Origin of the sequence: Enterobacter cloacae complex sp. P27C (assembly GCF_014895705.1) — a bacterium.
In the GTDB taxonomy this organism is placed as follows: Bacteria; Pseudomonadota; Gammaproteobacteria; order Enterobacterales; family Enterobacteriaceae; genus Enterobacter; species Enterobacter bugandensis.
In genome coordinates, this window is sequence record NZ_JADBQB010000005.1 from 34,176 (window position 1) to 51,403 (window position 17,228).

Below are 17,228 nucleotides of genomic sequence, written 5' to 3' on the forward strand. Positions count from 1 at the left end.
GATAGATGAAGTATCCAGCCTTCTTTTTCGGAATTTTCATTATACCTGAGAAAAAGTGGCTTGCGGTCGGTATTTTAAAAGAAATATAGAGTTATATTTATGCGTGGAAAAGGGTGATTAACGCAAAGATGTTACAGTGCATGGCGTTGATAACAGTATCTTAACCTGATGGTGTATTGTAAAATTATTATACACACCGCTGTTGGTTTACATACTCATAATAATAATGGCGCTTTCGTGCCCAGGAGCAGGTTATGACCCACCAAATTTCTCTCAGGAATGATGCGCGCAACGAGCAAAGATTTGTCATTTCAACCTGCGGCTTTACGTTTCAGGGATATCACCTGCTGCTCAAAAAGTACGGCATAGAGACTGCGCATATTCACTTTGATGGAGATGAGTTATCTGATCCTGACAAGGAAAATATCCTTATTCATCAAAACGCTCACATCGTAGTGTTCCTGGGAAAAGGTACGGTAGCTCTCCTGGAGAGCCTGACGCGACTGGCATCCGTACTCAATGCACTTCCTGTTATTCGTCGTGTTACCCTGTATGGTGATATACCGGACAGCTGGCTGTATCGAACCCTGGGTAGTCTTCTAAATAACAGTCATCAATTATCATTGATTCGCATAGCCAGCGTATCTGATGTAATAACCTGTTTCCACACCCACAATAATGGTTTTAAAGACCGCTCGCGCTTATTACGCGATTACTATCTGCACTGTTCCTCGTCAGAAAAGCTCAAATGGCTGACAAGAAGAGAGGTTGATGTTTTATTGAACTTCTATCGCGGCATGTCTATAAAAGACCTGTGCGACAAACTGAGGCTTTCTAATAAAACGGTTTACACCCATCGTAAAGAAGGTCTGCAGAAATTACATTGTATCAAGCGATGGTTGAATGAACCGCGCAATGTAAAAGTGGAAAGGCGGATTAAAAACCAAAATCAAAGAGTGGACTTCACGGATAAAGAAGCGGAAGTTTTTAATGCGCTGGTGAAAAGGGAGATATTCCCCGCCTACCAGATCATTACCGATCGTGACAAGAAAGGAGTGGGGTTTGAGATACTTATTCGCTGGAATAAGAACGGTAAAATAGTCAAGCCAGCCCGTTTTCTGAATGACATCGCTAATTATGAAGTATGGCTAAAGATTACGGCTATGGTGATCCACGCCGCCGTGTCCGGGATTAATAAATATAACGGTAAATTCTATTTTTCCGTTAATATACCGCCTCGCCTGGCGTCCGGGAACGCGCTGCCAGAGATGGCCAGGAAAGCCATCGGCATGCTGCTTAACCCCCAGTGGGCAGAAAAGCTGGTCTTTGAATTCGCGGAAGATATTGATGTAACGAAAGATAAAAGCATCCCAGAAACCATGCGGCACCTGCGTAATACGGGGTGCAAACTGTTTCTTGACGACTGCTTCTCAAGCCATCATGCCATGTTCCCCGTGAGGCAGGTGCATTTTGATGGGCTGAAACTGGATCGGGACATCGTCGATCATTTTGTGGCGAACGACAACGATTATAATTTGATTAAAGCGATACAGATTTACAGCGACATGACCGGAACAGCTTGCATTGCAGAGGGCGTTGACAGTGAGGAGAAGTTTGAAAAATTAGTCGAGCTGGGTGTGAAAAACTTTCAGGGATATTATCTCTCGCGCGCCGTGAAAGAGGAGGAATTAGACCGCATGGTGAGATTGTTCAGCTAAAAAATAAAGCCCCGAAGGGCCTTGTTTATTTGCGTCCCAGCAACAGGCCAAGCACAATACCGACCGCACCTGCGGCGATAAGACCGGTGAGCGGGTTATTTCTGACCGCTTCAGTCACGTCAGAGACAGCATCGCTGGCCTGTGCGGCATATTTTTTCGCAGCGCCTTTTACCTGATGCTTCGGTGAATCAACGAATTCACCGAACTGCTGCTGGGCTGAACCTGAAAGTTCATCAAATTTATTTTTTGCTTTGTCTTCAGCAAACTGGGTGTTTTTATCAGTACCGAAATCAGACATTTTTGCCTCCTTTTGTTGATAGTTAAAGGATAGCCTCTCTTTGAAAAGATGAGAGGCGGAACGCTAAATTTCGGAGGGAATTGGCCGGTTTTCGGATATATCTACACCAGAAGAGGGCGTTATTTTTCGTTCTCATCCTGGCCGTAATACAGCTTGCCAATGCGGATAAGCGGGCGGCCCTGCGACTTGCGGTGCAGGTTGCTGTCCCGAAGGGAATACACGCAGCCGCAATATTCCTGCTGGTAAAACTGTTCCCGCTTGCTGATCTCAATCATGCGTGATGAGCCGCCCTGTTTGCGCCAGTTGTAGTCCCAGTAGATCATCCCCGGATAGCGCGCTGCCGCACGCTGGCCGCAGTCATTGATCTGCTGCATATTCTTCCAGCGAGAGATCCCCAGCGAGCTGCTGATAACGCTGAAACCATTTTCCGCCGCGTAGAGCGCCGTACGCTCGAAGCGCATATCGAAGCACATGGTGCAGCGGACGCCGCGCTCGGGCTCCCACTCCATGCCTTTTGCACGCTCGAACCAGTTATCGGTATCGTAATCGGCATCAACAAACGGCACGCCGTGTTTTTCTGCAAAACGAATGTTTTCTTCCTTACGGATGAGGTATTCCTTTTGCGGATGGATGTTGGGGTTATAGAAGAAAATGGTGTAGTCAATGCCCGAGGCCTGAATAGCTTCCATGACTTCACCGGAGCAGGGGGCGCAGCAGGAGTGCAGCAGAAGTTTATCGGCGCCGTTTGGCAGGGTGAGCTGCGGGCGGATGAAGGGGGTTGTACTCATGTTGTTCTACAATATGTTGATGAAATTTATGGAATTGTAGCACAAGTTATTAATGTCTTCTGACTGTACTGGTGGGAATCGAGGATCCGCCTGGTCGGGATCCTCGCGCTGAGCGGTGCCGCTATTCGGCAAATTTGAGCAGCGCTTCGCCGTCAAGACGGTAGCGCACCCATTCGGACTGCGGCAGCGCGCCAATGCTGAGATAAAAATCAATGGCGGGCTGGTTCCAGTCCAGCACGCTCCATTCAAGGCGGCCACATTGCCGTTTTACCGCGAGTTGAGCGATATGTTTCAGCAGCGCTCTGCCCGCGCCTTTACCGCGGTAGTCCGGGGAAATGTACAGGTCTTCCATATAAATCCCGTTGCGTCCAAGCCAGGTCGAATAGCTGGTGAAGAACACGGCATAGCCGGCGATCCTGCCGTCAAACTCAGCGATCAACGCCTCGGTTTTACTGCCCGCACCAAAGAGGGTTTCCCGGATCTCGTCCGGCGTGGTTACGACCTCTTCGGGGGCTTTTTCATATACCGCCAGCTCATAGATCATGGCGTAAATAGCCGCTGCATCTTCGGGACGGGCCTGACGAAGGGTTATGCTCATTGTTTTTCCTGTTATTTGCACGGTTCGCGATTGATGGCGTTAAGCATACGGAGTATTGTCCGAAGAATTAAGTGCAATGAAATCAACAAATGATGAATATTATGCATCCGGCGCTGAGACGTCTTGATTTAAACCTGCTGCCCGTTTTTGACGCCATTTACCGCCACCGTTCTGTTCGCCTCGCAGCCGACGAGCTGGCGATGAGCACCTCGGCGCTGAGCCATGCGCTGTCGCGTCTGCGCACGGCCCTTAACGATCCGCTCTTTTTTCGGGAAGGGCATCGTATGTCCCCCAGCGTGTACGCCTCTCAGCTTGCGCCTTCTATTGCTTCCGCATTGTCGTTCCTTAATCAGGAGCTGACCCCGCAGCCGGAGTTTGACGCCGCCAGCAGTACCGAAAGCTTGCAAATTGGGATTACGGATTTTACCGCGCTATGTATTTTTCCCGCTCTGATGCACAAGCTGCAGACTGCTGCCCCGGGCTTGCGTTTCGAATTGCGCTATCTGCCGCACAGCCCGGCGCTGACGGAGCTGCTGGCGGGCGAGGTAGATCTGGCGCTGGGTTTCAGCACCGAGGACGATATCCGCCATCCGGAACTGGAAGAGATCGGCTGGTTTGAGGATGAGTATGTGGTTATCAGCAACGCAAGCCGGACCCGGCTAACGCTGGAGGATTATCTCGCGGCCCGACACCTGGTGGTGACGCCGTGGAATGAAAAGCAGGGCGTCCTGGACGTGCGGCTCGAGCAGCTGGGCTATACGCGGCACATTGCGATCAAAACGCCGTCGATGCTGAGCGCGCCATTTATCGTTGCGGAAAGCGACCTGCTGATGGCCATTCCTCGTTACGCCGCCGAGAAGCTGGTGGCGGCGGCGGAACTGAGGATTTTTGCCTTGCCGTTCTCTATTCCCAAATTTGAGGTGAAAATTTACTCGCATAAGCGCAGCGGCCAGCGGGGGGCGACCCGATGGCTCCAGGAGGAGCTGCAAATGCTGGCGCAAGATGGCAGGGGGATGAGTGCCGGATAAGCTCAGCGCGATTTAGATTTCACGTTAAAAGTAAGTTTACATATGTAAGATAACTCATATACCATACCCCCCTATAGTATCAGGAGGGCATATGCCGCACTCACCCGAAGATAAAAAACGTATTCTTACCCGCGTCCGCCGCATTCGCGGCCAGGTTGATGCCCTTGAACGCGCGCTGGAGTCGGGCGACCCCTGTCTGGCCATCCTGCAGCAAATTGCCGCCGTGCGCGGCGCTGCCAATGGCCTGATGGGCGAAATGGTTGAAATACATCTCAAAGACGAGCTGGTGACGGGAGACACAACGCCGGATCAGCGAGCCGTACGCATGGCGGAAGTCGGCCATTTGCTGCGCTCTTATCTAAAATAAATCCACACACCTGACAAAAAGGGAAGACATGATGAAATCTCGCGCAGCTGTTGCATTTGGCCCCGGCCAGCCGCTGAAAATCGTCGACATCGACGTCGCTCCGCCGAAAAAAGGCGAAGTGCTGATCAAAATCACCCATACCGGCGTGTGCCATACCGATGCATTTACCCTCTCCGGTGACGATCCGGAAGGCGTCTTCCCGGCTGTGCTGGGTCATGAAGGCGGCGGGATTGTGGTGGAAGTGGGCGAGGGCGTGACCAGCCTGAAGCCAGGCGATCACGTTATCCCGCTGTACACGGCGGAATGCGGAGAGTGTAAGTTCTGTAAATCCGGCAAAACTAACCTCTGCCAGGCCGTGCGCGCCACTCAGGGGAAAGGGCTGATGCCGGACGGCACCACCCGTTTCTCCTACAACGGTGAGCCAATCTATCACTACATGGGTACCAGCACCTTCAGCGAATACACCGTTTGCGCGGAGATCTCGCTGGCGAAGGTCAACCCGCAGGCGCCGCTGGATAAAGTCTGCCTGCTGGGCTGCGGCGTAACCACCGGCATTGGCGCGGTGCATAACACGGCAAAAGTCAAAGAGGGCGACACCGTGGCGGTGTTCGGTCTCGGCGGCATTGGTCTGGCAGTGATTCAGGGCGCGGTGCAGGCGAAGGCCGGGCGTATCATCGCGGTCGATACCAACCCGGAAAAATTCAAGCTGGCGGGTGAAATGGGCGCGACCGATTTCGTGAACCCGAAAGATCACGAGAAACCGATTCAGGACGTCATCGTTGAGATGACCGACGGCGGCGTGGACTTCAGCTTCGAGTGTATCGGCAACGTCAACGTTATGCGTTCTGCGCTGGAATGCTGCCACAAGGGCTGGGGTGAGAGCATCATCATCGGCGTGGCCGGGGCAGGACAGGAGATCAAAACCCGTCCATTCCAGCTGGTGACCGGACGCGTCTGGCGCGGCTCCGCCTTTGGCGGCGTGAAGGGGCGTACCCAGCTTCCCGGCATGGTGGAAGACGCGATGGTCGGTAAAATTCAGCTCGACCCGTTCATCACCCACCGTTTGCCGCTGGAGCAGATCAACGAGGCGTTCGATCTGATGCACGAAGGAAAATCCATCCGCACCGTCATTCATTTCGGCGACAAGTAACTCTTCTGCCAGCGGTTTTTAGCCGCTGGCATTTCTTTAATAATCTTCTCTAAAGTGTGACCAGTGCGGCGTTTTTAGCCGTAATCTAAATCTCTGCCGTGCCGATGACTATCTAACAGGCGTGTTTTTGCGCATCTTACCTATAAGAGAGTCGACGGTCATGGACAACACTTCTTCGATGCAGGCGCAGCGCAAGCTGAGCTTCCTGCATCACATCAGGCTGGTTCCGCTGTTTTCCTCCATTCTCGGTGGCATTATTCTGCTGTTTGCCTTGAGTTCGGGTCTGGCGGGGTATTTCCTGCTACAGGCCGACAACGATCAGCAGGACGTTACGTCCGAAATTCAGGTGCGTATGGGGCTATCGAACAGCTCAAACCATCTGCGCACCGCGCGTATCAATATGATCCACGCCGGCGCGGCAAGCCGTATCGCAGAGATGGAGGCCATGAAGCAGAACATCCGTGAGGCGGAAACGCGCATTAAGCAGTCCCAGGATAGCTTTACCGCCTATATGCATCGTTCCGTGCGCAGCGCTGCGGACGAAGCGCTGGATGCAGACCTGAAGGCACGCTACGACGCCTATATCGCGGGCCTCCAGCCGATGGTCAAATTTGCCAAAAACGGCATGTTCGAGGCGATCATCAACCACGAAAATGAGACCGCGCGCCCGCTGGACGACGCTTACAACGCCGTTCTGCTGAAGGCGATTAAGATCCGGACCGACCGCGCCAATGCGTTGACGGCGCAGGCGCACAGCCGCACGCAGCTGGGTCTGATGTTTATGGTGGGCGCGTTTGCGCTGGCGCTGGTGCTGACCGCGATGACCTTCGTTGTGCTGCGCCGCACGGTCATTAATCCGCTGCAGCGTGCAGCGAAACGTATCGAGAATATCGCCAAAGGCGACCTGACGATGCCGGACGACGTGGCCGGACTCAGCGAAATTGGCCGCCTGACGCGCGATCTGCAAACCATGCAGCACTCCCTTGAAACAACGGTCGGCACCGTCCGTCAGGGAGCGGAGGAGATCTACCGGGGTACAAGCGAGATCTCTGCCGGTAACACCGATCTCTCATCACGCACCGAGCAGCAGGCCGCGGCGATTGAACAGACCGCCGCCAGCATGGAGCAGCTGACCGCGACGGTGAAGCAGAACGCCGATAACGCCCATCATGCCAGCAAGCTGGCGGAAGATGCCTCCGGGAAAGCCAGCCGCGGCGGCCAGATGGTCTCCGGTGTGGTGAAAACCATGGGCAATATCTCAAGCAGTTCGAAGAAAATCTCTGAGATTACCGCCGTGATCAACAGCATCGCCTTCCAGACCAACATCCTGGCGCTTAACGCGGCGGTAGAAGCGGCGCGGGCGGGCGAGCAGGGACGCGGGTTCGCCGTGGTGGCCAGCGAAGTCCGTACCCTGGCAAGCCGCAGCGCCAACGCCGCAAAAGAGATCGAAAGCCTGATCAACGAATCGGTCTCGCTGATAGACCAGGGTTCCGGTGAGGTCGTTGCCGCTGGCAATACCATGAATGAGATCGTCGAGGCGGTGAAGCGCGTCACCGACATCATGCTGGAGATTGCCGCCGCGTCTGACGAGCAGAGCCGCGGTATCGTGCAGGTCAGCCAGGCTATTTCGGAGATGGATAAAGTGACCCAGCAGAACGCCTCGCTGGTGGAAGAGGCCTCCGCGGCGGCCGCGTCGCTGGAGGAACAGGGCGCGCGTCTGACAGAGGCGGTCGGGGCGTTTCGTCTGAGCGGCAAGGCTCAGGGGCGTACTCAACAGCAGAACTCTGCGGCAGTAAAACCTGCTGCACTACGTCCGGCGGTAGCGAATAACGGTGATAACTGGGAAACGTTCTGAGTCGCCGGCCGTGTCGGGTGGCGCTTCGCTTACCCGGCCGACAAAAAAAGGGACCTTTCGGTCCCTTTTTTCATCCGTTACTGCTTATCGGGTAACGCGTACGCGATAACGTAATCACCGCGATCCGGCGACTGGCGAGCGCCCCCGGCGTTAATGACGATGTACTGCTTACCGGTTTTCGGCGAGACGTAGGTCATCGGGCCGGACTGGCTGCCGACCGGCAGGCGGTCCTTCCAGATCTCTTTCCCGGTGGCGGTATCAAACGCGCGCAGGTAGAAATCCTGGGTGCCGGCGAAGAACAGCAGGCCGGACTGGGTTGACAGCGACGCGCCCAGCGTTGGCATCCCGATTGGGATTGGCATGTGCATGCGAATGCCCAGCGGGCCGGTATCTTCCACGGTACCAACCGGTACCTGCCACACCAGCTTGCCGGTTTTCAGGTCAACGGCCGACATGGTTCCGAACGGCGGCTTCTGGCACGGAATGCCCAGCGGCGACAGGAAGCGTTCGCGCATTGCGCCGAACGGCGTGCCGTCCATCGGGACAATCCCCATCTCAATGCCGCTGGCGTTTTTCGCCACGTTCGCGCGCGGCACCATGTAGTTTGCCAGCCCCAGACGCATATCGTTGACGAACATCAGGCTGTTGTTCGGGTCAACGGAGACGCTGCCCCAGTTCATCCCGCCGAGCGAGCCGGGGAACTGCAGGGAACGGTCGAGACCCGGCGGGGTGAAGACGCCCTGATGACGCATTTCTTTAAACTGAATGCGGCACAGAAGCAGGTCGACAGGCGTCGCCCCCCACATGTCGGACTCGGTCAACGTCTGGTTGCCAATCATCGGCATGCCCACGGAGTACGGCTGGGTCGGGGAGTAGCGTTCACCTTCAACGTTACCCGCCGGAACTGGACGTTCCTCCACCTTCGCCACCGGCTTGCCGGTTTCACGGTTGAGCATAAAGATCATGCCCTGCTTGCTGGTCTGCACCAGTACAGGCGTGGTGCCGCCTTTGCCGTCCGGCAGGTCGTACAGCAGCGGCTGGGAAGGCAGGTCGAAGTCCCACAGGTCGTGGTGGGTGGTCTGGAAATGCCAGCGCACCTGTCCGGTGGCAGCGTCAACGGCGACGATGGAGGAGCTGTATTTATCGTCCAGCGGGGTGCGCTCGCCCGCCCAGAAGTCGGGGGTGGCGTTGCCGGTTGGCAGGTAGATCAGGTTCAGCTTAGCGTCGTAAGACATCGCAGACCAGACGTTCGGCGTACCGCGGGTATAAGTCTGGCCTTCCGGCGGCAGGCCGGTCAGGTTCGGGTTACCCGGATCCCACGCCCAGGCCAGTTTACCGGTGTGAACGTCGTAGGCGCGCACCACGCCCGGCGGCTCGCCGGTAGAGTAGTTATCCGCGACGCGACCGCCGACGACAACAACGTTTCCGGCAACCAGCGGCGTGGAGGTCTGCTGATAATATCCTGGCTTGATCTCGCCCATGCCGATGCTCAGGTCAACGGTGCCATGGTCACCAAAGTCGTCGCAAACCTTGCCGGTATCCGCGTTGATGGCAATCAGACGGGCGTCGGTGGTCGGCAGGAACAGGCGGCGAGGGCATGCCGCTGGCGATGTTTCGGTCTGTGACACTGTCACGTTTGCATGATCTTCAAAGTAGCCCAGACCACGACAACGCTGCCAGTTCGGCGCGGTGGCTTTCGAATCATAACGCCATTTTTCTTTACCTGAATCCACGTCCATCGCCAGCACTTTACTGTACGGCGTGCAGACATAGAGCGTGTCGCCAATTTGCAGCGGCGTGTTCTGATCTTCCGCACCGGAGCCGTTGCTCTGCGGAATATCCCCGGTGTGCGCCACCCAGGCGACTTTCAGATCGCTGATGTTTTGCTTGTTAATCTGGTCCAGCGCGGCGAAGCGGTCGCCGTGGGTGGTGTTGCCCCAGTGTTCCCAGTTTTTTTGCTGTTCGCCGGGAGCAACGGGTTTCACCGGAACGGGCTCGTTCGCCGCCACGAGGGTTTGCGGCTTAAACATCCAGCCGAGGCTGACCAGCATCGCCAGTGCGAGAACCGCCGCAACGCCATTAGCCGGGGCTTTATTCGCTGCGCCGCGGTTTGCCGCGCGCAGGAAAGGCCAGACGATGGCGCAGAGGAAGGCCAGTACGGCAAAGGTGAACAGGCGCGAGAAGAGCGGCCAGAAATCCCAGCCCGCATCGCTTACCGCCCAGAACAGCGAGGCAATAAACGCGATGCCGTAAAGCACGATCCCGCTGCTGCGATTGAGGAAAATCAGGAGCGCGGCAATGACCATCACCACGCCCATTATCACGAAGTAAAAACTTCCGCCTACGGCGGCGAGCTTGAAGCCCAACCCGCCAACCGCCAGACCGATGAGCAACATCAGTCCGGCAAGGAGCCACTGCAAAATACGAGGTATCCCGCGCGGCGCGCTGCCAAATGCCATTTCTGTCTCCTTTGAATCTCTCCGCATTGCCGGGTGTGTACCATCTGGATAATAAATGCGGGTAGAGCAATGATTAAAACGAGTGAATTATTGTTTATATAACGATTCGCGAACCAAATGGTGAATCCGCCGTTATGATAAAACTGTTAATTTGTTTTACGCAATTGTTAATGAATCATTCCGCATTATTTGATTAACGCACAGCCCAGTTCCCTCTCTCTGTGGGAGAGGGAACTGGGTGAGGGGTGAAGGGAATCAGACAGGCATAGATTTACGGATAGCGCTCAGTAGCGTTTGTGCGCCCGTGGAAAGGGGAGTATCCACCCGGGTCAAAATACCGATGGGTTCACCCGCACCCGGGGAGGCGATCGGCAGGGCGGTCAGCGTGCCCTGACGCAAATCATCTTTTACCGCACCGGAGGGGACGAACCAGACGTAGTCATAATCCAGGGTAAGCTGGCGCGAAAGAGAAGCCGAAAGCGTTTCGATGCACCCTGAGGGTAGCGTACACCCCTGCATCTGCAGCAAGGTTTCGGCGGCCTGGCGCGGGACGGTCCCTTTCGGGCAAACCACCACCGGCCACTCCATCACCCGGCTTAACGTCACCGTGTCCTGCAGCAGGGGATGATCGGGTCGAACCACCAGCTTCAGGGATTCCAGGAACAGCAGTTCATAATTGAGACCGCCCATCAGCTCGGGGTCGGACATTCGACCGATACCGAGATCAAGCTCACCCGATTTCAGCCCCGCGAGCAGCATGGTGTTATTCATGGTGGCAACCTGAATAGTGGTATTTCGCTGCTGCTTATGGAACTGACCAATAACGGGCGGTAGGATCCCCAGCGCCGCGGTTGGCAGGGCGCCGACGCGCACCACCTCGCTGGTCTGCTCTTCTTTTCGGTGCAGGGACTGGCCTGCGGTGTTGAGCGCATCCAGCACCTTCACGGCGTGCGTCAGGAACTGTTCGCCCACCAGAGTCAGCTGTGCCCCCAGCCGACCGCGGTCAAATAGACGGGCGCCGGTCAGCTGTTCTAGCTCGTTAAGGGTTTTCGAGAGCGCGGGCTGGCTCAGGTTAAGAGTTTCAGCCGCGCGCCCCAGCGTTCCCTGTTGAGCGACGGCCACAAATGTATGCAAATGGCGCAAGCGTATGCGCTGACTGAACAGACCATTTTTTTCCATAGGCGATGTTAAAAACAGAGCGATGCGGGTGACAAGTTAAGTTGTTTAATTTTGATAACTTGATAGCAAAATATTTTTAACATTTGATCTGTTTGAGTTACAACATGTTTTTCAGGCGAGGTGGGTGATGAACGTCCTTGTTCATTTATTGCTCACTGCGGAGGGATAAGCTGCAAACCGGTTTAGATCACGCCGTCGCCGCCGTCAGAGCACCATACCTGACCGGAGGTAAAGGAACACTCATCCGAGGCCAGTGTGACGTACAGCGGGGCAATCTCGACGGGCTGTCCCGGACGACCCAGCGGGGTATCCCCCCCGAACTCCTTCACTTTCTCCATCGGCTGGCCGCCGCTGGACTGGAGTACCGTCCAGTACGGGCCGGGGGCGACCGCATTGACGCGAATGCCTTTCGGACCCAGCTGTTTGGCTAAGGATTTAGTAAACACCGCCAGACAGGCCTTCGTCTGAGCATAGTCCAGCAGTACGGGGCTGGGCTTCACCGCCTGAACGGAGGAAGTGTTAATGATCACGGACGACGCTTTCAGATGGCGCAGGGCGGCCTTGGTGATCCAGAAGGGGGCGTAAACGTTGGTTTTAAACGTCGCGTCAAAATCTTCAGTGGTCAGCTCTTCAAGGGATTCCCGGAACTGCTGGCGGCCTGCGTTGTTGACCAGAATATCCAGCCCGCCCAGCTTCGAAACGGCTTCTTCGACCAGATTCTGGCAAAAGGTCTCGTCCCGGACGTCTCCGGGCAGCGCGATGGCCTTGCGGCCTTCCGCTTTGATCAGGTCGATGACCTCGGCGGCATCTTTCTCTTCTTCAGGCAGATAGTTGATGGCGACGTCTGCCCCTTCACGGGCGTAGGCGATAGCCACTGCGCGTCCAATCCCGGAGTCACCACCGGTGATCAGCGCTTTTTTGCCGGCAAGGCGGCCATGCCCTTTATAGCTTGTTTCACCGTGGTCGGGTACAGGCTGCATTTCAGACGCCAGTCCCGGCGGCGTTTGCGGCTGTTCCGGGAACGGGGGTTTCGGGTAAGCGTTCGTACGTTGTGTAGTATCACTCATAGCTGACTCCTTAAGCCAAGGGGTGAGATTTGATGGATAGTTGCAGCGTTAACGCTTCGCTGAATTATTTCTGCAAACGATCAACACGAACGACGGCAGGCGATGATTTTTTATCAAGCGAACCGTTGATACTGATCATCTGATCGGGTTTTACCGTTCTGCCGTCGAAGACTGCCTGGGGAATAATAACGTCGATTTTTCCGGTTTTATCCTGGAATACAAACTTATCGCCGCTACCGTCAATAAGATTACCGCGCAATGAAATTGTCGCGCCATCGTGCAATTGTTTTGCCTGATCGATGGTCATAATACGCGCGTCATCGGTTCCACGATATCCGCTGTCCAGCGCGTGGGGCGGTGGCGGTGCTTCACCTTTTTGTAACCCGCCGTTATTATCTGCCCATGCAACTGGAACCAGAAATATCAAAAAAGCGGAAATAAGTGATAATTTCATCTGATATCCTTCATTTTTGAGTGTCTTGACATATTAAGTATTGTTGCTATTCCTTTATGTGGCAAATGTGATAAGTCTTAAAAACATTTTCTTTGGAAATCAAAACTATCTTGAAATAAGCGAAACGGTGACAACGACTATGAAGCATGAAAATGAAAAGTTACCCGGGATAGATGAGAGTTATCGCTTGTTGAGGTTTGAATATTCATTTCGCCAGGTGGGTTTTGTGGTCCTTCTGGCTATTATCATCGCAGCGGTTGCTGGTCTGTTTTCCAGCGGAGTGGTGAGCGATACGGCCAAAACCAATTCCGCTAACTCCTTGAGCATAAACTATGAACGCTTCGGCCGGCGGGAGACGGAGTCAAGAATGCAGGTCACCTTCCCGGTGAAGACGGAGGGCAGCTATACCCTCAGCCTGACCACCGACAGCAGCGACGTGTACGAGCCCGGCAGCGTCTGGCCGCAGCCAGACAAAATGTATAGCCACGGCAAAACCCTCTATTTGGTCTATGACGACCTGCAAAAATCAGACAACTTCTCTGTTTTATACTTCACGACACCTTCCAGAGCCGGTAAATGGAACACCGTCATCCGCGTCAACAACGAGCCGGAGATTAACCTCTGGCAATTTATTTACCCCTAGGAGGCTGATATGGATATGGTCTTTCGCGCGCTGGCGATTTATCTGTTTCTCGTGGTGGTATTTAAAGTGGCAGGGCGACGGGCGCTGCTGCAGATGACCAGCTTTGATCTCATCCTCCTCTTAATTATTAGTGAGGCGACGCAACAGGCGCTTTTGGGGCAGGATTTCTCCGTTACCGGTGCAATGATTACCATTACCACGCTGGTGGTCGTTGACATTATATTTGGCCTGATGAAGAAATATTTTTCCCCGGTGGAGAATATTCTTGATGGGACCCCTGTGATTCTGGTTGAGAATGGCGTTCCATTAGCGGATAAGCTAAAAAAAGTCGACGTATCTTGTGATGATATTCTGGTGTCAGCGCGTCAAAATAATGGCATTACAGAACTTAGCGAAATTAAATATGCCATACTTGAGCGCAATGGACATATTTCAATCATTCCTGTTGAAAAATAAGAGGCGGCAAGATGAGCAATCTTTTACACGACAGTCATTATACCGTGAGTGAACTCACCAAAAAGCTGGCGAGTAAATTAACCGATGCCGGGCTGCGCTTAACCACCGCGGAATCCTGCACGGGAGGAAAGCTCTCGGTGGCGCTGTGTGCAGAGGAAAACACGGCCGATTTTTATGACGTCGGGCTGGTTGTGTTCAGCGATGAAGCGAAATCGCGGATCCTCGGCGTGCGTCAGGAGACGCTGGCGCGCTATACCGCCGTCAGTGAACAGACGGTGACCGAGATGGCCGCCAGCATCCGCGACATTGCCCAGGCGGATATCAGCATCGCCATCAGCGGCTACGCGGGCCCGGAAGGAGGCGATGACGGCACGGCGGCGGGAACAGTCTGCTTTGCCTGGAATATCTGCGGTGAGACGAAAACCCGCACCGTCCTTTTCTCCGGCGACTGCCAAGATGTGGTGGAAAAAGCGGTGCAATTTTCGCTCGCTGAACTGGTGACAACATTGTCGGACGGCAATAACGGCTAAATTCACGCGGAGGTTCTATGGCGGTCATAGTGATTACCGGCGGGACGGCGGGCGTGGGAAAAGCCACGGCGCTGAAATTTGCAAAGGCAGGTTACGATGTGGGGCTTATCGCCCGCGATGAAGCCAGCCTGCACTCTACCCAGGAAGAGCTGCGCCGCTTCGGCGTTAATGCCCACGCGGTGCAGGCGGACGTCGCCGACAGCCAGGCGGTGGTGGATGCGGCTAACGAGATCGAGTATCGCCTCGGGGCGATTGATGTCTGGGTCAACAATGCGATGGGGGCCGTGCTGGCGCCGTTTCGTACCCTGACGCCGGATGAGTTTCGTCGCGTGACAGATGTTACCTATCTCGGATTTGTTAACGGCACCCGCGCCGCGCTGGAGCTGATGGTACCCCGCGACAGGGGGGTGATTATTCAGGTGGGGTCCGCACTGGCCTACCGTTCCATCCCTTTGCAGTCGGCCTACTGCGGGGCCAAAGCGGCGATCCGCGGATTCACCGATGCGGTGCGCACGGAGCTGATGCACGAGAACAGCCGGGTTCAGCTTTCCATGGTGCAGATGCCGGGACTCAATACGCCGCAGTTCGAATGGGCAAGGAATAAGTTCGCCTGGGCGATGCGACCGGTGCCGCCGGTCTTTGAGCCTGAAGTGGCCGCCAGCGCCATCTTTAAGGTTGCGCAGAAACCGGTGCGCGAGCTGTGGGTGGGCAGCAGCACTATCCAGTCCATCGTCGGGCAATTCTTCTTTCCGGGCTACCTTGACCGTCTGATGGTAAAAAAAGCCTGGGAAGGCCAGATGACCGACGATCTGAACGCAGCGGATCGGCGGGACTATCTCGACCAGCCGATTGACGACCTGCACAAAATCCATGGTCGTTTTACCGACGAAGCGAAGAACCGCGCTACTTCCGTCACCTCCGGTATGCCGGGCAAGGTGGCGCTGGGGGCCCTCGCGGTGGCGGGGATTATGCTGACGCGTCTGATAACCTGCCGGAAACGCTAATCAGCGCAGCGCGCTGCGGTGCGTCCAGAACCAGCGGTAGCCGTAGGCGCCAATACTGAGTTCGACGGTTTTGCCGCAAACCAGCGCGTCGTCGTAGCGTTTGTCCGCGAGGCAGGCGGTCCAGGTGGCGTTGCGGATCCCTCTGGCGGTGAACTGCACCGGCTGGTCGCTGAAGTTTACGAAGGTCAGAATGCTGCGCTCGTCGGTCTCGTAATAGATCCCCAGCACCGCGTCATGATTGAGGGTGATGAGGCGAAAGGGCGCCACGGCAATTTCGGGGAACTCCGAGCGGGTATTGGCAATATCAATAATCCGGTGCAGGAGCGAGTTGCGGTGGAGCAGCGAATCGGCGACGTTGATTTTCTGATAGCGGTAGGGCCCGTGGTCGATTATCGGCGCAATAAATTTTTCAGGATCGGCTGCCGAAAACCCGCCGCCCTGTGAACCCGCCCACTGCATTGGGGTGCGAACGGCGTAGCGCTCCTCCAGTTCAAGGTCGTCACCCATGCCGATCTCATCCCCGTAGCGCATCACCGGGACGCCCGGCAGTGAAAAGAGCACCGCGTGGCAGAACGCCAGCCGCTTTGGATCGCCATTCAACATCGGAGCCAGACGTCGGCGGATCCCACGCTGATAGACGTTCATCTCCTCGTCAGGGGCGAAGGTGTCGAGCACGAACTGTTTATCTTTCTGGCTAATCCCTTCCAGATCCAGCTCGTCATGGTTGCGCAGCCAGTTGGCAAAACAGCATGAATCTGGCGGGACGATCATCTTCTTCACCGCGTTGCGCAGCGGGCGGGCGCTTTTTCTGGCCAGGCTGACGTAGAAATACTTGTTGAGCCAGAAGTTGAGCACCAGATGCAGGCGGTCGTTATTGCCGAAATAGTCTTTATAAACCTCAACGTCTACGTCCACTTCGCCGAGCAGGATCGCGTCCGGATTACGCTGCTCGATAAGACGGCGCATGTGCTCCAGGATCCACAGGCCCTTTTCCTCGTCACCGCTGCCCGCCTGCTTCGTGAGGTGTGATGCGGCATCCAGCCGAAATCCCGATACCCCCAGTTTGAGCCAGAAGAGGATAATATTCTCAATCTCCTTAAGCACGGCGGGCGAGGTCAGGTTCAGGTCCGGCTCGTGGCGGTAGAACATGTGCCGGTAATACTGTCCCGCCTCGTCGTCCCAGCTCCAGACGCTCTTTTCCACGCCGGGAAACATGGGGGGCGTATCGTCGTCGTCGTTATCCGACCAGATATAGTAATCGCGATAGGGCGAGGCGGGGCTGCGGCGGGCCTGCTGGAACCAGGGATGGGCGTCCGAGGTGTGCTGGATCAGCAGCTCAATAATAACCTGCATGCCCAGCTCCCGGGCCTGTTCGATAAAAGCGATGATATCGGCCAGTTTTCCGAAGCGGGGGTCCACCTGCAGATGGTCGCTGACGTCGTAGCCCTCATCGAGAAAGGGCGTGAGGTAAAACGGGGTGATCCAGATAACCGTCGCCCCCATGCGGCGAATATAGCGCAGCTTGGCCGCGATCCCGGCGATGTCCCCGCAGCCATCGCCGTTCATATCGTAAAAAAGCGCGGTGTCAATCTGGTAGATAATGGCCCGTGTATGCCAGTCCGTCATAGCGTTCC

The 17,228-nt window shown here is 55.5% G+C and carries 17 protein-coding genes; 9 read left to right on the forward strand and 8 right to left on the reverse strand.

Features of this window, described 5'->3' with window-relative positions; all coding sequences use genetic code 11:
• Window positions 1-254 precede the first annotated feature (254 nt).
• Complete coding sequence (locus tag IM291_RS11270) at window positions 255-1,718, forward strand: EAL domain-containing protein (protein WP_192986883.1); 1,464 nt, start codon at window positions 255-257, stop codon at window positions 1,716-1,718.
• 25 nt (window positions 1,719-1,743) lie between these two features.
• Here IM291_RS11270 and IM291_RS11275 read toward each other — a convergent pair whose 3' ends face one another.
• The 3 genes from IM291_RS11275 to IM291_RS11285 form a co-directional block, all read right to left on the reverse strand.
• A complete protein-coding gene (locus IM291_RS11275) occupies window positions 1,744-2,016 on the reverse strand; it encodes a YqjD family protein (RefSeq protein WP_028013089.1) in 273 nt (90 codons plus the stop codon).
• Window positions 2,017-2,135: 119 nt separating this feature from the next.
• The gene (locus IM291_RS11280) at window positions 2,136-2,804 is read right to left on the reverse strand and encodes an epoxyqueuosine reductase QueH (protein ID WP_192971045.1); all 669 of its coding nucleotides are present in this window, start codon (window positions 2,802-2,804) and stop codon (window positions 2,136-2,138) included.
• Between the two features lie 121 nt (window positions 2,805-2,925).
• Window positions 2,926-3,402: a GNAT family N-acetyltransferase gene (locus IM291_RS11285; RefSeq protein ID WP_045260478.1), complete on the reverse strand. Its 477-nt coding sequence runs from the start codon at window positions 3,400-3,402 to the stop codon at window positions 2,926-2,928.
• Window positions 3,403-3,491: 89 nt separating this feature from the next.
• Here IM291_RS11285 and IM291_RS11290 point away from each other — a divergent pair, with 89 nt between their 5' ends.
• The 4 genes from IM291_RS11290 to IM291_RS11305 all read left to right on the forward strand — a co-directional run bounded on the left by IM291_RS11290 (window position 3,492) and on the right by IM291_RS11305 (window position 7,802).
• Window positions 3,492-4,430, forward strand: coding sequence for a LysR family transcriptional regulator (locus IM291_RS11290; RefSeq protein ID WP_192971046.1), 939 nt, complete (start codon window positions 3,492-3,494; stop codon window positions 4,428-4,430).
• A gap of 91 nt (window positions 4,431-4,521) precedes the next feature.
• Window positions 4,522-4,797 (forward strand): metal/formaldehyde-sensitive transcriptional repressor, encoded by a 276-nt coding sequence (locus IM291_RS11295; protein ID WP_028013093.1) that lies wholly within the window; start codon window positions 4,522-4,524, stop codon window positions 4,795-4,797.
• A 31-nt stretch (window positions 4,798-4,828) separates the two neighbouring features.
• Window positions 4,829-5,947 carry an S-(hydroxymethyl)glutathione dehydrogenase/class III alcohol dehydrogenase gene (locus IM291_RS11300; protein WP_041910069.1) on the forward strand — a complete coding sequence of 373 codons (1,119 nt, stop codon included), beginning with the start codon at window positions 4,829-4,831 and terminating at the stop codon, window positions 5,945-5,947.
• A 160-nt stretch (window positions 5,948-6,107) separates the two neighbouring features.
• Window positions 6,108-7,802: a methyl-accepting chemotaxis protein gene (locus tag IM291_RS11305; RefSeq protein ID WP_192986885.1), complete on the forward strand. Its 1,695-nt coding sequence runs from the start codon at window positions 6,108-6,110 to the stop codon at window positions 7,800-7,802.
• Between the two features lie 77 nt (window positions 7,803-7,879).
• Here IM291_RS11305 and IM291_RS11310 read toward each other — a convergent pair whose 3' ends face one another.
• From IM291_RS11310 to IM291_RS11325, 4 genes are all read right to left on the reverse strand, one after another.
• Window positions 7,880-10,261 carry a glucose/quinate/shikimate family membrane-bound PQQ-dependent dehydrogenase gene (locus tag IM291_RS11310; RefSeq protein WP_192986887.1) on the reverse strand — a complete coding sequence of 794 codons (2,382 nt, stop codon included), beginning with the start codon at window positions 10,259-10,261 and terminating at the stop codon, window positions 7,880-7,882.
• 255 nt (window positions 10,262-10,516) lie between these two features.
• On the reverse strand, window positions 10,517-11,440 hold the full coding sequence (locus IM291_RS11315; RefSeq protein WP_028013097.1) for a LysR substrate-binding domain-containing protein: 924 nt from the start codon (window positions 11,438-11,440) through the stop codon (window positions 10,517-10,519).
• A gap of 182 nt (window positions 11,441-11,622) precedes the next feature.
• A complete protein-coding gene (locus tag IM291_RS11320) occupies window positions 11,623-12,507 on the reverse strand; it encodes an SDR family oxidoreductase (RefSeq protein ID WP_028013098.1) in 885 nt (294 codons plus the stop codon).
• Between the two features lie 64 nt (window positions 12,508-12,571).
• The gene (locus tag IM291_RS11325) at window positions 12,572-12,961 is read right to left on the reverse strand and encodes a YdeI family stress tolerance OB fold protein (RefSeq protein ID WP_045630393.1); all 390 of its coding nucleotides are present in this window, start codon (window positions 12,959-12,961) and stop codon (window positions 12,572-12,574) included.
• A 139-nt stretch (window positions 12,962-13,100) separates the two neighbouring features.
• Between IM291_RS11325 and IM291_RS11330 the strand changes: the two genes are divergently transcribed.
• Genes IM291_RS11330 through IM291_RS11345 form a run of 4 tightly spaced genes read left to right on the forward strand, consistent with a single transcriptional unit; the run spans window position 13,101 to window position 15,594 of the window.
• A complete protein-coding gene (locus IM291_RS11330) occupies window positions 13,101-13,604 on the forward strand; it encodes a hypothetical protein (protein ID WP_048959564.1) in 504 nt (167 codons plus the stop codon).
• Window positions 13,605-13,613: 9 nt separating this feature from the next.
• Complete coding sequence (locus IM291_RS11335) at window positions 13,614-14,060, forward strand: DUF421 domain-containing protein (RefSeq protein ID WP_028013100.1); 447 nt, start codon at window positions 13,614-13,616, stop codon at window positions 14,058-14,060.
• Between the two features lie 11 nt (window positions 14,061-14,071).
• Complete coding sequence (locus IM291_RS11340) at window positions 14,072-14,590, forward strand: 2-oxo-tetronate isomerase (protein WP_047368522.1); 519 nt, start codon at window positions 14,072-14,074, stop codon at window positions 14,588-14,590.
• Between the two features lie 17 nt (window positions 14,591-14,607).
• A complete protein-coding gene (locus IM291_RS11345) occupies window positions 14,608-15,594 on the forward strand; it encodes an SDR family oxidoreductase (protein ID WP_048999539.1) in 987 nt (328 codons plus the stop codon).
• Here IM291_RS11345 and IM291_RS11350 read toward each other — a convergent pair whose 3' ends face one another.
• Window positions 15,595-17,220, reverse strand: coding sequence for an alpha-amylase family protein (locus IM291_RS11350; RefSeq protein WP_048999540.1), 1,626 nt, complete (start codon window positions 17,218-17,220; stop codon window positions 15,595-15,597). It abuts the gene before it with no gap.
• Window positions 17,221-17,228: the final 8 nt, after the last annotated feature.

Bases quoted from the DNA above. Each gene is read 5' to 3' on its own strand.
- IM291_RS11270 (WP_192986883.1), top strand. From the start codon at position 255: ATGACCCACCAAATTTCTCTCAGGAATGATGCGCGCAACGAGCAAAGA.
- IM291_RS11335 (WP_028013100.1), top strand. From the start codon at position 13,614: ATGGATATGGTCTTTCGCGCGCTGGCGATTTATCTGTTTCTCGTGGTG.
- IM291_RS11310 (WP_192986887.1), bottom strand. From the start codon at position 10,261: ATGGCATTTGGCAGCGCGCCGCGCGGGATACCTCGTATTTTGCAGTGG.
- IM291_RS11315 (WP_028013097.1), bottom strand. From the start codon at position 11,440: ATGGAAAAAAATGGTCTGTTCAGTCAGCGCATACGCTTGCGCCATTTG.
- IM291_RS11275 (WP_028013089.1), bottom strand. From the start codon at position 2,016: ATGTCTGATTTCGGTACTGATAAAAACACCCAGTTTGCTGAAGACAAA.
- IM291_RS11340 (WP_047368522.1), top strand. From the start codon at position 14,072: ATGAGCAATCTTTTACACGACAGTCATTATACCGTGAGTGAACTCACC.
- IM291_RS11330 (WP_048959564.1), top strand. From the start codon at position 13,101: ATGAAGCATGAAAATGAAAAGTTACCCGGGATAGATGAGAGTTATCGC.
- IM291_RS11325 (WP_045630393.1), bottom strand. From the start codon at position 12,961: ATGAAATTATCACTTATTTCCGCTTTTTTGATATTTCTGGTTCCAGTT.
- IM291_RS11350 (WP_048999540.1), bottom strand. From the start codon at position 17,220: ATGACGGACTGGCATACACGGGCCATTATCTACCAGATTGACACCGCG.
- IM291_RS11320 (WP_028013098.1), bottom strand. From the start codon at position 12,507: ATGAGTGATACTACACAACGTACGAACGCTTACCCGAAACCCCCGTTC.
- IM291_RS11280 (WP_192971045.1), bottom strand. From the start codon at position 2,804: ATGAGTACAACCCCCTTCATCCGCCCGCAGCTCACCCTGCCAAACGGC.
- IM291_RS11300 (WP_041910069.1), top strand. From the start codon at position 4,829: ATGAAATCTCGCGCAGCTGTTGCATTTGGCCCCGGCCAGCCGCTGAAA.
- IM291_RS11295 (WP_028013093.1), top strand. From the start codon at position 4,522: ATGCCGCACTCACCCGAAGATAAAAAACGTATTCTTACCCGCGTCCGC.
- IM291_RS11290 (WP_192971046.1), top strand. From the start codon at position 3,492: ATGATGAATATTATGCATCCGGCGCTGAGACGTCTTGATTTAAACCTG.
- IM291_RS11285 (WP_045260478.1), bottom strand. From the start codon at position 3,402: ATGAGCATAACCCTTCGTCAGGCCCGTCCCGAAGATGCAGCGGCTATT.
- IM291_RS11345 (WP_048999539.1), top strand. From the start codon at position 14,608: ATGGCGGTCATAGTGATTACCGGCGGGACGGCGGGCGTGGGAAAAGCC.
- IM291_RS11305 (WP_192986885.1), top strand. From the start codon at position 6,108: ATGGACAACACTTCTTCGATGCAGGCGCAGCGCAAGCTGAGCTTCCTG.